Source organism: Citrobacter enshiensis (assembly GCF_029338175.1).
GTDB classification, from domain to species: domain Bacteria; phylum Pseudomonadota; class Gammaproteobacteria; order Enterobacterales; family Enterobacteriaceae; genus Citrobacter_D; species Citrobacter_D enshiensis.
On record NZ_CP119862.1, the window covers coordinates 4,116,015 to 4,133,046 of the forward strand.

Annotated in this window: 2 protein-coding genes and 12 pseudogenes; 5 read left to right on the forward strand and 9 right to left on the reverse strand. The window is 54.3% G+C overall.

The annotated features are described in order from the left end of the window. Positions 1-37 precede the first annotated feature (37 nt). A pseudogene (gene trpR, locus P2W74_RS19545) lies at positions 38-365 on the reverse strand (trp operon repressor). 89 nt (positions 366-454) lie between these two features. Then, positions 455-2,396: pseudogene (sltY, locus tag P2W74_RS19550) on the reverse strand (murein transglycosylase). A 212-nt stretch (positions 2,397-2,608) separates the two neighbouring features. On the opposite strand from sltY, the pseudogene ettA reads away from it, so the two are divergent. After that, a pseudogene (ettA, locus tag P2W74_RS19555) lies at positions 2,609-4,287 on the forward strand (energy-dependent translational throttle protein EttA). A gap of 31 nt (positions 4,288-4,318) precedes the next feature. Here the strand turns inward: ettA and nadR are convergent. The 3 genes and pseudogenes from nadR to serB all read right to left on the reverse strand — a co-directional run bounded on the left by nadR (position 4,319) and on the right by serB (position 8,041). Beyond that, positions 4,319-5,554 (reverse strand): annotated as a pseudogene (gene nadR, locus P2W74_RS19560) (multifunctional transcriptional regulator/nicotinamide-nucleotide adenylyltransferase/ribosylnicotinamide kinase NadR). 123 nt (positions 5,555-5,677) lie between these two features. Beyond that, positions 5,678-7,061, reverse strand: a pseudogene (radA, locus tag P2W74_RS19565) (DNA repair protein RadA). Positions 7,062-7,072: 11 nt separating this feature from the next. After that, positions 7,073-8,041, reverse strand: a complete 969-nt coding sequence (serB, locus tag P2W74_RS19570; RefSeq protein WP_276292900.1) for a phosphoserine phosphatase — start codon at positions 8,039-8,041, stop codon at positions 7,073-7,075. A 117-nt stretch (positions 8,042-8,158) separates the two neighbouring features. Between serB and P2W74_RS19575 the strand changes: the two genes are divergently transcribed. Together P2W74_RS19575 and lplA are read left to right on the forward strand one after the other, a co-directional pair. Next, positions 8,159-8,806, forward strand: coding sequence for a YtjB family periplasmic protein (locus P2W74_RS19575; RefSeq protein WP_276292901.1), 648 nt, complete (start codon positions 8,159-8,161; stop codon positions 8,804-8,806). Between the two features lie 67 nt (positions 8,807-8,873). Next, positions 8,874-9,929: pseudogene (gene lplA / locus P2W74_RS19580) on the forward strand (lipoate--protein ligase LplA). 36 nt (positions 9,930-9,965) lie between these two features. Here lplA and deoD read toward each other — a convergent pair. The 4 pseudogenes from deoD to deoC all read right to left on the reverse strand — a co-directional run bounded on the left by deoD (position 9,966) and on the right by deoC (position 14,305). Beyond that, a pseudogene (deoD, locus tag P2W74_RS19585) lies at positions 9,966-10,703 on the reverse strand (purine-nucleoside phosphorylase). Positions 10,704-10,804: 101 nt separating this feature from the next. Continuing rightward, positions 10,805-12,048, reverse strand: a pseudogene (deoB, locus tag P2W74_RS19590) (phosphopentomutase). 53 nt (positions 12,049-12,101) lie between these two features. Then, positions 12,102-13,429 (reverse strand): annotated as a pseudogene (deoA, locus tag P2W74_RS19595) (thymidine phosphorylase). Positions 13,430-13,524: 95 nt separating this feature from the next. Beyond that, a pseudogene (gene deoC / locus P2W74_RS19600) lies at positions 13,525-14,305 on the reverse strand (deoxyribose-phosphate aldolase). Between the two features lie 262 nt (positions 14,306-14,567). Between deoC and P2W74_RS19605 the strand changes: the two are divergent. Together P2W74_RS19605 and P2W74_RS19610 are read left to right on the forward strand one after the other, a co-directional pair. Next, positions 14,568-16,119, forward strand: a pseudogene (locus P2W74_RS19605) (YjjI family glycine radical enzyme). Then, positions 16,091-16,955 (forward strand): annotated as a pseudogene (locus P2W74_RS19610) (YjjW family glycine radical enzyme activase). Before P2W74_RS19605 ends, P2W74_RS19610 begins: the two co-directional pseudogenes overlap by 29 nt. The last annotated feature ends 77 nt before the right edge of the window (positions 16,956-17,032 follow it).

Here is a 17,032-nt window from a genome sequence, read left to right on the forward strand (position 1 = left end):
GGCCAGATAAGGCGAAGCGCCATCCGGCAATCAACCGTCAGCCGTTTTTCAGCAGCACCTGGATCCAGCCACTGGCGCAGTTCGACCGGCGCGGACTTGAGGCTGTTCGAACCGCGGGTAATCGTCGCGATCCCCGCCCCCAGTTCGTTTTTCAGCTCACGCTGGCTCATCTCACCGCGCAACAGCTCTTCAATGATACGCACGCGCGTCCCCAGCGCTTCGCGCTCGTCCGGCGTCATCATCAAATTCAGGAGTGGAAGATGCAGATCTTGCTCATAGGCGCGTTTTAACAGCTCAACAAAACGTAACCACTCCTGGTGACGTTGCTCTGCCATCGCAGCTGAATAGGGGGATTGTTGGGTCATAAAATATCGCCATATTGCTGGGGGAAACGAATTCGCTTCCCCCGATTGTACTCTTTAACGAGTACGATAGCATAACACAACCGATGCGATCAGTAACGGCGCTGCCATTCTGTGTCACTCATCAACGTCGGCTTACCGCCCATGAAGTAGCGATAGTAAGCGTCATAAGCCAGTACATTCTTCACATAGCCGCGCGTTTCAGAAAAGGGAATGCTTTCCACAAACGCAACGGCATCAATGCGCCCGGCGCTATTACCAAGCCAGGTGCGTACGCGGCCCGGCCCGGCGTTATAAGCCGCAGAGGAGAAGATGCGGTTGTTGCCGAACTGCTGGTACACATACTGTAAGTAGCTGGTGCCAATATTGATATTGGTTTCCGGGTCTAACAGTTGGTTCGGACTGCTGTACCCCGGAATGGAGAACATTTTCACCGTATGCGTTGCCGTGCCTGGCATGATTTGCATCAAACCGCTGGCGCCTACCGGGGATTTCACTTTCGGATTCCACGCGCCTTTCCTGACGCGCAATGGCCATCGCATAGCTCTGCGGAACCTCTTTGCTGCTGGTGTAACGCGTGAAGAGATCTTTATAGGCCAGCGGGAAACGCTCTTCCAGATGATCCCACAACTTACCGGCGATCGTCGCCTGCACGCTGAGATCCCACCAATGGTTGTTGAATGCATAACGTGCCAGCTGCGCCTGTTCGGATTTGGTTTTGCTGGTCACCAGATTCGCCCATTCGCTACGCGCGGTGTTGTCCATATTCCAGTACATCAGTTCCCGAACCCGCGCCATTTCTGGCCCCTGCGTCAGCGCCGAATCAACATTATCAGGCGCTTTATCGATTTTCAGGACGTACTCTTCATCTAAACGCTGTGCTGCCACCATTGGGTAGAAACCACGTTGCTGCATCAGCGCATGCAGGATCTCTTTCGCCTCCGCATCACGGCCCCGTTCCAGCAACAGGTCGGCTTGCCAGTAACGCCACTCGTCTTTTTCCTTGGCTTCCATGGGCAGACGCGCCAGCCAGGTGTTCAGCCCCCGACGATCGCCATTTCCTAACGCCATACGGACACGACGCTCGACCAGCGTCGTCGACTGCGATCGCATAATGGCGTCGTCACGCCATTTCGCCTGTTCATCGGTGACGTCATTGCCCATCAGTCGCCACGCGACGATGTCACGCAACTCCTGGAGTTTGATTCCTCATTCAGCTGTTGCGCCTGCACCAGAGAAGGGATCATCAGTCGGGCATTTTCGACGTCCTGACGCGCCCACGCTGGCAAAGGCGACCGCCGCCATTTGACGGGTAAAATCGGTTGCATCGGTGGTGCGCGCAAATGTCATCACGCTGTTGGGATCATTCGCCAGAGAGATAATGGCAGAGGCAATCGTCTGGTATTCCGCGGGCATCTGTCCGGCCAGCACCGTCACCAGCCCCGTGTTGCCCGCCTTCATCGCCAGCCGGATACGCTCTAAATAGGCCAACGGATCCTGCGTGCCGGAAGCCCGCCATACGCTAAATAATTTGTCACAGGCATTCGGCTGGCTTTTCCCCGTCAACCAGAGTTCTTTTGCGCCAGTCCATGCTTCTTCGGGTTGCCCGGTATTCCATTTCGCGTAGTAATAATTGCATTGCGCTTCTGTGGTGCCGGGTTTCTCTGGGCTGAATGCGAGGAGTCCTCGCCAGTCTTCACGTCGCGCCAGCTCATTCACAAAACGCGATTGCAACGTCCGCGCCGGCGGCAGCGTCGGATTAGCGCGAACAAAGTTGGTGACCGTCACTGCGGGTTGATTCATCAAATCGTCAGTGATCTGACGGTATTCAAGGTAAGGATACAGCGGGTAATTCTTCAGTCCTGGCATCAACTGATCAACGACATCCATCTGTCGGTTATCCCAGGCCTGTTTAATTTGCGCATAGCGGTTACGCTGTTCGTCCAGTGAATCAGCCCTTGCCACGCTACTCACCGTCAGCAGGCATACGCTGGCCGCCAGAAGACGCCAGGTAAATTGTTTGGCTTTGTCCACAAGCTCTTCCTCTAATCAATGTACGTCAATGCAGCTTCATGCCACGTAATAAATTTATGCTAACCAGTCATGAGCATTTGCGCCACGTTGCGGACACTTTTTTACTTTTACTGCGAGTGAGATCTGCTAGCTGGGATTGGACAGTGAAAACAGCTACACTTCGCCTTTGAAAACTATTCTTCATCTCGATAAACATAGAGGCGAAGTCCAACGTGGCTCAATTCGTTTATACCATGCATCGTGTCGGCAAAGTGGTTCCGCCGAAACGTCATATCCTGAAAAAACATTTCTCTGAGCTTCTTCCCTGGCGCTAAGATCGGCGTACTGGGGCCTGAACTGGTGCCGGTAAGTCGACCCCTGTTGCGCATTATTGGCTGTGCATCGATACCGATATCGAAGGCGAAGCGCGCCCACCAGCCCTGGCACTAAAATTGGCTATCTGCCGCAGGAACCGAAGCTGAACCCGGAACACACCGTTCGCGAATCTATCGAAGAAGCGGTTGCCGAAGTGGTTAACGCACTGAAAGGCCTGGATGAGGTGTACGCCAAGTACGCTGAACCGGACGCTGATTTTGACAAGCTGGCTGCGCAACAGGGTAAATTTGAAGAAATTATCCAGGCACATGATGGCCACAACCTGAACGTTACAGCTGGATACGCGCTGCTGATGCACTGCGTCTGCCAGACTGGGATGCGAAAGTCGCTACCCTTTCCGGTGGTGAACGTCGCCGTGTAGCGCTCTGCCCGTCTGCTGCTGGAAAAACCAGACATGCTGCTGCTCGACGAACCAACCAACCACCTGGATGCCGAATCCGTGGCCTGGCTGGAACGCTTCCTGCACGACTTCGAAGGTACCGTTGTGGCGATCACCCACGACCGTTACTTCCTTGATAACGTTGCCGGTTGGATCCTCGAACTTGACCGCGGCGAAGGTATCCCGTGGGAAGGCAACTACTCTTCCTGGCTGGAGCAGAAAGACCAGCGTCTGGCGCAGGAAGCCTCTCAGGAAGCGGCTCGCCGTAAATCCATTGAGAAAGAGCTGGAGTGGGTGCGTCAGGGCGCGAAAGGCCGCCAGTCCAAAGGCAAAGCTCGTCTGGCACGCTTTGAAGAGCTGAACAGCGCCGAATACCAGAAACGTAACGAAACCAACGAACTGTTTATTCCACCTGGACCGCGTCTGGGCGATAAGGTCGTTGAAGTCAGTAACCTGCGTAAGTCTTACGGCGATCGCGTACTGATCGACGATCTGAGTTTCTCAGTACCGAAAGGGGCGATTGTCGGCATCATCGGTCCGAACGGCGCGGGTAAATCCACGCTGTTCCGTATGATGTCCGGTCAGGAGCAGCCAGACAGCGGCACCATTACGCTGGGCGAAACCGTGAAGTTGGCCTCTGTTGACCAGTTCCGTGATGCGATGGATAACAGCAAAACCGTGTGGGAAGAAGTTTCCGGCGGGCTGGATATCATGAAGATCGGCAACACCGAGATGCCAAGCCGCGCCTACGTTGGCCGCTTTAACTTTAAAGGTGTTGATCAGGGCAAACGCGTCGGCGAACTCTCCGGCGGTGAACGCGGTCGTCTGCACCTGGCGAAGCTGCTGCAGGTTGGCGGCAACATGCTGCTGCTCGATGAACCGACCAACGACCTGGATATCGAAACCCTGCGCGCGCTGGAAAACGCCTTACTGGAATTCCCGGGTTGCGCCATGGTTATCTCGCACGACCGTTGGTTCCTCGACCGTATCGCTACCCACATTCTGGATTATCAGGATGAAGGTAAGATCGAATTCTTCGAAGGTAACTTCACCGAATACGAAGAGTATAAGAAACGCACGCTGGGCGCAGACGCGCTGGAGCCGAAGCGTATCAAGTACAAGCGTATCGCGAAGTAATCTGAATGGCCCTCTGCGGAGGGCCATTTTTTTATCCCCGCTCGCCCATCAGCTCTTTGACCAGTTCCACACAGCGCAGGAACCGCGAGTCATAATCCGCTTCTTCGACGTGTACAAACTCAATATTGTTCTTCTCAAGCATCGAAACCAGCAGCGTCTGAAACTCTTTGCGATCGACCGAACTCCCGAGGCTACGCAAACCGTCAGCCACCCACGGCGTGTTGTTTTCCAGCAGGATCACCAAATCGAAACGGTATTCATCAATCAACGCCTGTACGAAAGGATGTTCGCGTCCCTCATACTTTTTGCAGAACGCCTGCGTCGTGACAAAGTCCGTATCGACAAACGCCACTTTATTGGCGTATTTGACGGCAAAATCAATGTATTGCGCGTGGCCGAGTGCAATTTTGTCATAATCGGAATATTGCAACGCCATCTCATCGCCACCGAGGTGAGAAAAGACATAATCACGCCCGTATTCCCAGGCACTGGTGGTATTGAAGATGTTGGCAAGTTTATTCACCAGCGTCGATTTACCACTCGACTCTCCCCCCAGTACCGCCACGGTGCGCACAAAAAACGGTTTCACTTCGGTGGGAATGTATTCCCAGTAGCGGAAAGGGTTTTCACGAATTTGCGCCCCGCTGATGTTCATAAAGGTGCGTTTCGGATCCACCAGCACGGTTTCAATACCCAGATGCTCAAGAAACCGCGGGGGCGTCGTTCTCTTCGGAAGTGTATATCCAGTTAGGCTGAATACCTTTTTCTTCCATGAACGTCTTAATGCCGTTGCTCCAGACATCCCAGCCATGCGGATACGGTTCCATGCCCTCCTCATCAAAAGCATGAATGCGGATATTCTTCTGATACTTAAAGGTCTGTAATAACCAACGCAGGACGATCGGAAACCGTCGGCTGCTGGGACATCGCGCTATCTTCGAACAAGGCGCGGTCACGCGCGTCGTCATAGCCCATGATGATATGCAGTTCGTCCACCTGGCTACAGGCGCGCTGAATCAAATAGATATGCCCGGTGTGCAACGGGTAAAATTTACCAAACACCACACCGATATTTTTTCTGCATTCGTGGGAATTCCAGCCCCAGAAAACGATGCAACGCCTCCAGCTTTTGCGCGCTGGGACTTTTAATCTTGGCATTCAACAACTGACTTAAATACCCCTTGGTCATTCCGCTGGAATCGGCCACCTGCTGCAATGTGCAGCCTTTTTGCTTAATGGCGGTTTTTAAGTAGTCGAATGCTGACAAAGGTGCCTCCTGCTGAAAAAAATCGTAGGCCGGATAAGGCATCGCTGCCATCCGGCACTTTCACCACCCCATCCCTGATGGCGCGACGCTTTTCAGGCCCGGGAGGTGAGTACATATAGGCAATTATAAGTCGTCAAACACGCTTAACGCATCTGAGAGTTTTTTGACACCGAAGATTTGCATCCCTTCCGGCACTTTTTTCGGGACGTTGGCCGCCGGGACAATGGCACGGCGGAAACCGTGTTTCGCCGCCTCGGAAATACGTTCCTGGCCGCTTGGTACGGGGCGAATTTCCCCCGCCAGACCGACTTCGCCAAACACCACCAGATCCTGTGGCAATGGCCTGTCGCGCAGGCTGGACACCATCGCCAGCAGCAACGCCAGGTCCGCGCTGGTTTCCGTCACTTTGACACCGCCCACCACGTTGACGAATACATCCTGGTCGGCCATCTGCAGACCGCCGTGACGATGCAGGACCGCCAACAAAATGGCCAGGCGATTTTGTTCCAGCCCAACGGCAACACGACGCGGGTTTGCCATCATCGAGTGATCGACAAGCGCCTGAATCTCCACCAGCAGAGGGCGCGTGCCTTCCCAGACCACCATCACCGAACTGCCAGAGGTCACTTCATCACCGCGGCTTAAGAAAATAGCGGAAGGGTTACTGATTTCCCGCAGCCCCTGCTCGGTCATCGCAAAAACGCCCAGGTTCGTTGACGGCGCCAAAACGGTTCTTATGGCTGCGCAACGTCCGAAACCGGGAGTCGGCATCGCCATCAAGCAACACGGAGCAGTCGATACAGTGCTCCAGTACCTTTGGCCCCGCCAGTGAACCGTCCTTCGTCACGTGACCGACCATCACGATAGCGACACCGCGTGTTTTGGCAAAACGTGTCAGATAAGCCGCCGTTTCACGAACCTGCGCAACGCTGCCCGGCGAAGACTGAATATCCGCCATGTGCATCACCTGAATGGAGTCGATGACCATCAGTTTTGGTTGTTCTTCTTCGGCAATCAGGCAGATCTGTTCAATACTGGTCTCCGACAGCATATTCAGATTCGCCGTCGGCAAGCCGAGCCGATGGGCGCGCATCGCCACCTGCTGCAAAGACTCTTCCCCCGTGACGTACAGGGTTTTCATCTGTTCCGCCAGCTTGCACAGCGTTTGCAGCAGCAGCGTAGATTTCCCCGCACCGGGGTTCCCCCCAATCAGAATAGCGCTACCGGGCACGACGCCACCGCCCAGTACACGGTCAAATTCTTTAAAACCGGTAGAAAAACGTGGCAGTTCCTCAAGACTGATATCCGCCAGCTTCTGCACTTTTGCCACGCCTGCATTACCGGCATAGCCGCTGAGCCGCTCGTTACGCGCCACCGTCGGCGATGCCGCAAGGCGCACCTCAGTGATGGTGTTCCAGGCGTTGCAAGCGCTACATTGCCCCTGCCAGCGCGGATAATCGGCCCCGCATTCATTACAAACAAAGGCGCGTTTTGGAGCTTTTGCCACGGGTTACCTCGTTATTTCTGATTCATGCTGCCGGAGAGAATGCAGAACACCCCCATCAGGTCGGCATGACGGATAGTCACTTCCGTCTTTTCATTCACTTTCGGCTTGGGCATGGTACGCAATACCCACCCTGCCGCTTTGATCATCGGCAGATCGTTGGCGCCATCACCGATCGCCACCGTCTGCGCTGGCGGAATCTCATACTCCTGCGCAAGGCGTGCCAGCGTATTGGCTTTGTACTGCGCATCAACGATATCGCCAATCACATTCCCCGTGAATTTCCCGTCCATGATCTCCAGTTCGTTCGCCACCACCGTCGACAGGCGTAGCTTGTCGCGCAGGTATTCCGCGAAGAAAGTGAACCCGCCCGAGGCGATAGCCACTTTCCAGCCCAGCGTTTCCAGCTTCAGCACCAGTTGTGTCAGACCCGGCATCAGAGGCAGGTTTTCACGAACCTGGCGTAGAATATCGGCATCTGCGCCTTTCAGCGTCGCCACACGGCTACGCAGGCTGGCGGTAAAATCCAGCTCCCCACGCATAGCCCGTTCGGTCACTTCCGCCACCATCTCACCCGTACCGGCCAGCTTCGCGATTTCGTCAATGCACTCAATCTGGATCGCGGTGGAATCCATGTCCATCACCAGCAAGCCAGGCTTACGCAGGTGCGGGATCTTGCCCAGCGGGGCGACATCCAGTTTTGCATCGTGCGCCAGTTTTGTGGCGCGCGGCGTTAATGAGCCTGCCAGACGAATAACCTGATAATCCTCGACGCACCAGGCGGCGACAATGACCATCGCCGCCCCCAGCGTGCTCTGGTATTGCGTCAGGCGCTGCTTGTCCAGCCCGCGACCATACAGCAGCCAGCCACTACGGCCTGCGTGGTAATCGAGTGGCATCACCTCGTCACCACTTAATGAGAGGGGCAAACCTGGCCACAGAGAGACATCTTCAGGCAGGTCGCACCAGGTAATGTTAGGCATTAAAGCTCCTGTAAAATCGTACGGGTCGGGAAACATCCAGGGGAAAATAACGCATGAGGCTACCCTGTAACCATCGCTTCTGGCAACATTAAGCCTCAAATTTTCAGCAGGTGGAATATGGCTCGCGCAAAACTCAAATTCCGGCTTCATCGTGCAGTGATTGTCTTGTTCTGTCTCGCACTACTTGTCGCGCTGATGCAGGGTGCGTCCTGGTTCAGTCAAAACCATCAGCGGCAACGAAATCCGCAACTGGAAGAACTGGCTCGTACGCTGGCACATCAGGTGACGCTCAACATCGCACCGTTAATGCGCACCGAAACGCCGGATGAAAAACGTATCGCCATTGTACTCCGCCAGCTCACTGAAGAGAGCCGAATTCTGGATGCCGGAGTTTACGATGAGCAAGGTGATCTCATTACCCGTGCAGGCGAAAGCGTTAATGTGCGCGACAGGCTGGCGCTGGACGGCAAAAAAGCAGGCGGCTATTTTAACCAGCAGATAGTCGAACCCATTCAGGGAAAGAATGGTCCACTGGGTTATCTGCGTCTGACGCTCGACACGCACACCTTAGCCACCGAAGCGAAGCAGGTCGATAACACCACCAATATTCTACGCCTGATGCTGCTCTTGTCACTGGCTATTGGCGTGGTATTAACCCGAACCCTTCTGCAGGGCAAACGCACGCGCTGGCAACAATCCCCCTTCCTGCTTACCGCCAGCAAGTCTGTACCCGAAGAGGATGAGAACGAGAAAAAGGATCCGTAAGTCGCGAAAGTGCAGCGCCAGTACGTTAGCATTAATATAGACGTCAGTTATAGAAAGGAAATCTGCCATGTCGACACTACGCTTACTTATCTCAGACTCTTACGATCCCTGGTTCAACCTCGCGGTCGAGGAGTGTATTTTCCGCCAGATGCCTGCCACTCAGCGCGTTTTGTTCCTGTGGCGTAACGCGGATACGGTGGTGATTGGCCGGGCGCAAAATCCGTGGAAGGAGTGCAATACCCGGCGCATGGAGGAAGACAACGTCCGTCTGGCGCGCCGTAGCAGCGGCGGTGGCGCGGTATTCCACGATCTCGGGAATACCTGTTTTACCTTTATGGCGGGGAAACCGGAATACGACAAAACCATTTCAACAGCTATTGTGCTGGATGCGCTGAATTCACTCGGCGTTGCCGCCGATGCTTCCGGGCGCAACGAATCTGATAGTCAACACCGCCGATGGGGAGCGCAAAGTGTCCGGCTCCGCCTATCGTGAAACAAAAGATCGTGGTTTTCATCACGGCACATTGTTACTCAACGCCGACCTGAGTCGCCTGGCGAACTATCTGAATCCAGATAAAAAGAAGCTTGAAGCCAAAGGGATTACCTCCGTGCGTGCGCGCGTCGCAAATCTGGTCGAGCTGTTGCCGGGCATTACCCACGCTCAGGTGTGCGAGGCGATAACCGACGCCTTTTTCGCCCACTATGGTGAGCGTGTGGAAGCGGAAATTATTTCGCCGGATAAAACGCCAGACCTGCCAAACTTTGCCGAAACTTTTGCCCGTCAAAGCAGTTGGGAATGGAACTTTGGTCAGGCGCCAGCGTTTTCGCACCTGCTGGATGAACGCTTTTAGCTGGGGGCGGCGTGGAGCTGCACTTTGATGTAGAGAAGGGCCATATTACCCGTGCTCAGATCTTTCACGATAGTCTGAACCCGGCGCCGTTGGAAGCATTGACCACGCGTTTGCAGGGATCTCTGTATCGTGCCGATACGCTGCAACAGGCATGTGAAGCATTAGTGGAGGATTTCCCCGAGCAGGAGAACGCGTTGCGGGAACTGTCGGCGTGGATTGCCAGGGCCGTGCCGTTAAAAAGGCCCCGCAAGCGGGCCTTTAAAAGCGGTTGACCGGGCAGGCGAAAACGCCACCCGGTACAAATATCATTACTCCTGGTCGCCCAGCAGTACAGATTCCAGCGCCAATCTTAATCATATCGTTGAAGGTCGTCTGACGCTCAGCGGCAGTGGTCTGCTCGTGGGTACGGATATGGTCGGATACGGTGCAGATGGTCAGCGCTTTCGCACCAAACTCGGCTGCTACGCCGTAAATAGCCTGCCGCTTCCATTTCCACGCCCAGAATGCCGTATTTTTCCATCACGTCGAACATTTCGCCGTCCGGAGAGTAGAACAGGTCTAGCGGCGAGAACAGGTTGCCGACGCGAGCGTCAACACCGAGGGCTTTCGCTGCGTCAACGGCGTTACGCACCATGCCGAAATCAGCAATCGCGGCAAAATCACTGATCTTTGAACGGATGCGGTTAAACTTTGGAATCGGTGCAGGCACCCATACCGATCACCACGTCACGCAGTTTGACATCAGTAACGTACTGCGCCGCAGGACCGACGCGAATGAATTTTCTTCACGCCGAAATCGGTGATCAGCTACTTTGAGGTAGATAGAGCAGGACGGGACTACCCATACCGTGACCATAACGGAGATCTTGCGGCACCTTTATAGTCCCCGGTGAAACCCAGCATGCCCGCCGAACGTTATTTTACTTCACGAACATCTTCGAGGAAAGTTTCAGCAATGTGCTTCGCACGCAGCGGGTCGCCCGGCATCAAAACTACGTCTCTCGAAATCGCCCATTTCTGGCATTAATGTGTGGGCGTAGGCCCATCGTTATATCCTTCTAAATGTTTATGCCTGATGGCGCGCCCAAGCGCCTAATCAGGCCTACAAAAATAAGGCCCGGTGAGCAAATGCTACCGGGCGATTCCATTACAGCATATTTATGCCGTAGTCCATTGCAGAGGTGCCGAAATAGCTCGCCAGCGTTTGGCCGATATCCGCGAACGTTTCACGGTGGCCAAGCGAGCCGGGTTTCACTTTTCCGGACGCATAAACCAGTACCGGAATGTGCTCACGAGTATGGTCGGTGCCCTGCCAGCTTGGTATCACAACCGTGGGTCAGCGGTCAGGATAAGAATGTCATCTTCCCCTACCAGCTCCATCAGTTCCGGCAAGCGGCGGTCGAACAGTTCCAGACCCGCAGCATACCCTGCGATTATCGCGGCGGTGGGCCCCTAGGAAGAGTCCAAAGTCAACAAAGTTGGTAAAGACGATAGTCTTGTCGCCAGCCTCTTTCATCTCTTTCAGGGTTGCCGTCCAAACAACGCATCCAATCCTGTGGCTTTCACTTTTTTGGTGATACCGCAGTTGGCATAGATATCCGCGATTTTACCCACAGAAACCACATGACCGTCTTTCTCATCGACCAGTTTTTGCAACACGGTCGGCGCTGGCGGTTCAACGGCCAGATCGTGACGGTTACCGGTACGCTGGAAGTTGCCGGCTTTGTCGCCAACAAACGGACGCGCGATAACACGACCAATGTTGTAACCGCCTTCGGTCAGCTCTTCACGGGCGATTTCGCACAGCTCGTACAGACGATCCAGACCAAAGGTCTCTTCGTGGCAGGCAATCTGGAAACACGGAGTCGGCAGAGGTGTAGAAAATCGGCTTGCCGGTTTTCATATGCTCTTCGCCCAACTGATCCAGAATCACAGTGCCGGAAGAGTGGCAGTTGCCCAGGTAACCCGGCAAAATTGCCCGCGTTTCACCAGCTTATCCAGCAGTTCCTGCGGGAAGCTATTGTCGTGGTCCCTGAAGTAACCCCATTCAAACAAAACACGGCACGCCTCAGCGATTTCCCAGTGCCCCGACGGGGTATCTTTGCCAGAAGAGAGCTCATGTGCCCAGGCATAGGCGCCAATCACTTCCGCGTTGCCATCCAGCCCGGCAGCAATTTTACCTGTAGAGCCTTCGTGCGCTTCGCCAGACCCCAGACGGGTCAGGGTTAGGCAAATTCAGTGGGCCTTTACGACCATTATCAGCCTCGCCTTTGGCGCAGGCTTCTGCAATATGGCCCAGAGTGTCGGAAACCTACGTCGCCGAGAGCGATCCGCATCTTCAGTTGCACCAATACCAAAGGAGTCCAGCACCATAATAAATGCACGTTTCATCTTGTTCTCCATACATCTTGCGCTGCAAAAAAGCGATCAGATTCAGTATATCGCTATTCGGTGATTCGACGATACACTGTCGGTGTAATTTCAGGCGCTTCGTTGTCAAGTCTGATTGCCGCTTTGACCGCTTTCGCGCCGCTTCTTGCCAACTGGCCCTCATCTTTGGCGTGGATCACCGCCAGCGGGCGTTGTCCGTCAACACTGTCGCCCAGACGCGCCATGTCGGTAAAACCAACACTGTAATCAATAGTGTCCGATGCCTGACGGCGACCGCCGCCCATCGACACCACGGCCATGCCGAGTGCGCGGGTATCCATTGCGCCAACAAACCCTTCGCTGTCAGCGTACACCGCTTTACTCAGCATCGCTGTCGGCAGGTATTTTGCGTAGTTTTCGGCGAAATCAGTCGGCCCTTTCTGTGCCGCAACCATACGACCAAAGATTTCCGCCGCTTTACCGTTATCCAGCACTGCCTGCAGTTTTGCACGCGCGTCCGCATCATCACTGGCCAGCTTGCCGGAGATCAGCATCTCAACGCACAGCGCCATCGTGACGTCAAACAGACGTGGATTACGATATTCCCCGGTCAGGAACTGCACCGCTTCACGCACTTCTACCGCGTTACCCGCGCTGGAGGCCAGTACCTGGTTCATGTCAGTCAGCAGCGCCGTAGTACGCACTCCCGCGCCATTGGCCACGCCGACGATCGCTTCTGCCAACGCGGCAGAAAGCTCATAGGTGGGCATAAAGGCGCCGCTACCCACTTTGACGTCCATAACCAGCGCATCCAGCCCTTCCGCCAGTTTTTTGGCCAGAATAGACGCGGGTAATCAAGTGGGATGGAGTCCACGGTCGCGGTAATGTCACGCGTGGCATAAAAACGTTTATCCGCCGGTGCTAGCGAACTGGTTTGCCCAATAATCGCCACACCCACGTCTTTAATAATTTCACGGAAACGGGCGTCATCCGGGAAGATATCAAACCCCGGGATCGCTTCCAGTTTGTCGAGCGTACCGCCGGTATGACCGAGGCCACGCCCGGAGATCATCGGAATGTAACCCCCACAGGCTGCCACCATCGGCCCCAACATCAGGGACGTCACGTCGCCCACGCCGCCGGTAGAGTGTTTATCAACAATAGGGCCATTCAGATTCAGGCTTTTCCAGTCCAGTACGGTTCCTGAATCCCGCATCGCCATGGTCAGCGAAACGCGTTCTGGCATTGTCATATCGTGGAAGAAAATGGTCATCGCCAGGGCGGCAATCTGCCTTCAGAGATGGTGTTGTCACGAATCCCGTTAATAAAGAAACGAATTTCTTCATCACTCAGACGCATGACCATCACGTTTTTTACGAATAATTTCTTGTGCGAGAAACAAGGTAACCTCCCGATTCTGGGCCTGGGCAGTACGCCTCCGGCCAACCGAATACAATGCCAGATGGCGGCATCAGCGCCATCCGGCAGAATCAAGTCTTAGTAGCTGCTTGCGCTTTTACCGTCGCCGTGGCCGAGTGCTTTCAGCAGGCTCGCCAGCAGGCTGGATGCGCCGAAACGGTAGTGACGAGAGTCAGCCCAGTCAGCGCCAAACAGTTCGTCGGCAATCGCCAGGAACTGTTGCGCGTCTTCAGCAGTACGTACGCCGCCTGCCGGTTTGAAACCAACCGTTTTGGCAACGCCCATATCACGAATGACTTCCATCATGATGCGCGCGCTTTCCGGCGTCGCGTTTACCGGCACTTTACCGGTAGACGTTTTGATGAAATCGGCACCCGCTTTGATAGAGATTTCAGACGCTTTACGGGTCAACGCTTCTTCTTTCAGTTCACCGGTTTCGATGATCACTTTAAGCCAGACGTTAGCCGCCGCACAGGCATCTTTACAGGCTTTAACCAGATCAAAACCCACCTGCTCATTGCCCGCGATCAGCGCGCGGTACGGGAACACCACGTCTACTTCATCCGCACCGTAGGCGATTGCCGCACGGGTTTCCGCCAGAGCGATGTCGATGTCGTCGTTACCGTGCGGGAAGTTAGTCACCGTTGCGATACGGATATCCGGCGTGCCCTGCGCATTCAGGGTTTTACGCGCAATAGGAATGAAACGCGGGTAGATGCAGATAGCGGGCCGTGTTGCCGACCGGCGTTTTCGCCTGATGACACAGCGCGATCACTTTTTCATTGGTGTCGTCGTCGTTCAGGGTAGTCAGGTCCATCAGTTTCAGTGCGCGCAGGCTGCTTGCTTTTAAATCGGTCATTTGATTCTCCAACGGCATCGCCGTATAAAATTTCACCTTGCGGGTTTGTTAGTATTCTAACATTCACCCGTCATTACACTTCGATATACATCACAGTTAATGAAAACTACGTACAAATTTGCATTACTCTAATGAGATCAACTTCAAATAAATGACCTTTTCAGGCCCCACGAGAACGCTGGCAGGCGCATCAGGATCAAAAGCCATCGTGACGTAATTTTCTACAATGCCACTAAACCTTCGGTACAAAAAGGAAACGAAGATGCCTGTTCCAAGCGAAACCGCCCTGCAACAACGTTGCCAGCAAATCGTGCCAGCCGGGTGCTCAGCCCTGAACAAAAACGCCATTTCCTGGCGCTGGAGGCCGAGAACAATTTACCTTATCCGGCACTCCCTGCGGATGCCCGCCAGGCGCTGGGATGACGGCGTTATTTGCGATATGTTTTGAAGGACATGCACCGTTCAAACCCCGCTATGTATTGCTGATTATGCCCGTTTTTCTGGCCAACGGTTCACAGTGGCTGGAGCTGGAAGGGGCACAGGATTTAGATGACGCATTATCCTTGCTCACCATTCTGTACCACCATGTGCCCTCGGTAACATCGATGCCGGTCTTCCTCGGTCAGCTCGATACGCTGCTCCAGCCATATGTTAGAATTCTAACACAAAAAGAGATCGACATTCGAATAAAACGTTTCTGGCGCTATCTCGACAGAACCCTCCCTGATGCATTTATGCATGCCAATATTGGCCCTGCCGATACCCCTGTCACACGTGCGATTTTACGCGCAGATGCAGAGTTAAAGCAGGTAGCACCTAACCTGACGTTTATTTATGATCCGCAAATCACCCCGGATGATTTGCTGCTTGAGGTTGCGAAAAATATTTGTGAATGCAGCAAACCTCATATTTCCAACGGCCCCGAAAATGATAAAATTTTCACAAAAAGCGGTTATGGCGTCGTCAGTTGTTATAACTCTTTACCCCTTGCGGGAGGCGGCAGCACACTGGTCAGGCTCAACCTGAAAGCCGTTGCAGAGCGCAGTACCTCTGTCGATGACTTCTTTACGCGCACGCTACCGCACTACTGTCAGCAACAAATTTCCATCATTGATGCTCGCTGTGACTTCCTCTACGAAAAATCACATTTCTTTGAGAATAGCTTCCTCGTGCAGGAAGGGTTGATCGATCCACAACGTTTTGTGCCCATGTTTGGGATGTATGGTCTGGCGGAAGCCGTCAATCTGCTGTGTGAAAAAGCGGGGTTGAAAGCGCGGTATGGGAAAGATGAGGCCGCAAACGAACTGGGTTATCGCATCAGCGCGCAACTGGCCGGGTTTGTCGAAAAGACACCGGTGAAACACGGCTGGAAGCAAAGAGCGATGCTGCATGCGCAATCGGGTATCAGTTCAGATATCGGCACCACGCCGGGCGCGCGTCTGCCCTATGGCGACGAACCGGATCCCATCACCCATCTGCAAACCGTCGCGCCGCACCATGCGTGGTATCACTCCGGGATCAGCGACATCCTGACGCTGGATGAAACCATTAAACGTAATCCGCAGGCGCTGGTACAACTTTGTCTTGGCGCGTTCAAGGCGGGTATGCGTGAATTTACCGCCAACGTCAGCGGCAACGATCTGGTGCGCGTCACAGGTTATATGGTGCGTTTGTCGGACCTGGAAAAATACCGCGCCGAAGGCTCCCGTACCAACACTACCTGGCTGGGAGAAGAAGCCGCACGTAATACACGTATTCTGGAACGACAACCCCGCGTGATAAGCCATGAACAACAAATGCGCTTTGGTAAGTAAGGTTATCCCTTTCTCCTGCGTGGACGGGCCAGGCAGTCGTCTGGTCCTCTTTTTACAGGGGTGTAATCTGCGCTGTAAAAACTGCCACAATCCGTGGACGATGGGACGCTGTAATGATTGCGCTGAATGTGTCTCTCACTGCCCGCACCAGGCGCTGAGTCTCGTTGCCGGGAAAGTGGTGTGGCAGACTGATGTCTGTAAGCAGTGCGATACCTGTCTGCAGATGTGCCCACAACACGCCACGCCGATGGCGCAGACGATGAGTATTGACGATGTATTACGTCATATCCGCAAAGCATCATTGTTCATCGAGGGCATCACCGTCAGCGGCGGCGAAGCCACAACGCAATTACCGTTTATCCTGCAACTGTTTGCCGCAGTCAAAGCCGACCCGCACCTGCGTCATCTGAGTTGCCTGGTAGACAGTAACGGCATGTTGAGCGAAACCGGCTGGGAGAAATTACTCCCGCTGTGTGACGGGGTCATGCTTGACCTTAAAGCATGGGGTAACGCGTGTCACCAACGGCTCACAGGGCGGGATAATGTGCTTATTAAGCGCAGCATTATGCTGCTGGCAGAGCGCGGTAAACTGGCAGAACTGCGGCTGCTGGTCATTCCCGGCCAGGTTGATTATTTGCAACAGATAGACCCGCTGGCGGCATTTATCTCTACTCTGGGAAATGTTCCCATCCGATTAAATGCTTTCCACGCCCATGGAGTGTATGGCGAAGCCAGAAACCTGGCCGAGCGCGACGCCGGACGACGTGGAGGCCCTGGCGAGCGCCTTACAGGATCGCGGCGTGAATAATCTGATTTTCCCGGCGCTGTATCTTTAAATCTGAATTGCCGGTGGCGCTGACGCTCTACGGGCCTACAAAAATAGGGCAATTTGTACGATTCTCGTCACCCTCTG

What these genes read in the sequence shown, in the direction of transcription:
- P2W74_RS19575 (WP_276292901.1), top strand. Translation starts at nt 8,159, where the DNA reads ATGGCTCGCGCAAAACTCAAATTCCGGCTTCATCGTGCAGTGATTGTC.
- serB (WP_276292900.1), bottom strand. Translation starts at nt 8,041, where the DNA reads ATGCCTAACATTACCTGGTGCGACCTGCCTGAAGATGTCTCTCTGTGG.